This is a genomic window from Sphingopyxis granuli NBRC 100800, assembly GCF_001591045.1.
Lineage (GTDB): Bacteria > Pseudomonadota > Alphaproteobacteria > Sphingomonadales > Sphingomonadaceae > Sphingopyxis > Sphingopyxis granuli.
In genome coordinates, this window is record NZ_BCUA01000179.1 from 1 (window position 1) to 845 (window position 845).

2 pseudogenes are annotated in these 845 nt (G+C 71.7%); one reads left to right on the plus strand and one right to left on the minus strand.

What is annotated here, in order from left to right:
* Nucleotides 1-387, minus strand: a pseudogene (locus SGR02S_RS19305) (hypothetical protein); the annotation flags it as partial.
* A gap of 215 nt (nt 388-602) precedes the next feature.
* On the opposite strand from SGR02S_RS19305, the pseudogene SGR02S_RS19310 reads away from it, so the two are divergent.
* Nucleotides 603-845: pseudogene (locus SGR02S_RS19310) on the plus strand (hypothetical protein); the annotation flags it as partial.

Sequence of the window (845 nt, forward strand, 5' to 3'; positions counted from 1 at the left end):
GAGCCGCTGGCGCGCGGTGAGGTCGAACTCGGCGCTGTCGTGCGCGGCGCGGGCGGTGTCGCCCAGCGTGTCGGGGTCGATCGCGCGCACCGCGGCGAGGTCGCTGTCGATGCGGCGGTCGCGCGCGGCGCGCCCGGCGGGCGACCAGTCGGGAAAGCGCGCGCGCAGGTCGGCGAGCGCGCCGGTGTCGAGCCCGAGCGAGGTGGCGCGGGTCGGGTCGTCGCGCAGCCCCGCCTCGAACTGCGCCGCGAGCAGCGCGTCGAGCCGCGCGTCGGCGCTGTCCGCCGCGAACGCCGGCCGGACGATCGCGGCGGCCGCGACGCTCCCCATTCCGGCGAGCCCCAATCCCGCGAGCAACGTCCGTCGGTCGAGTGCGAAACCCCTCATGTCTTTTCTCCTTATCGATCGCGCGTGCTAGACTTCGCGCGGGCGGGCCGCAACCGGGCCGCCGGCTTGCGCCGTCATGAACGGACCGCCGGTTTTGCGACAATTTGCGACAATTTTTCGTCGAGCGGGCAATGGCTTGGGACAAATGACCCCTAGAAGGCCGTCATCGGGACTGGCTTCTCTCCCCTCGGTCCCAGAACAAGGAGTTAGGTGACGTGAAAAAGAAGATCGCTTTTCTGACACTGGGCGCCGCGCTGATCGCGGGTCCGGTGCTTGCCGCCCCCGCGGGCGGCCCCCGCACCATGGGCGACGCCGATGGCAATGGCGTGCTGACCCGCGCCGAGGCGCAGGCGCACGCCGCGCAGATGTTCGCCAAGCTCGACGCCAACGGCGACGGCAAGCTCGATGCCGCCGACCGCGCCGCGGCGCGCGCCGCGATGCAGGCGAAGATGTTCGAA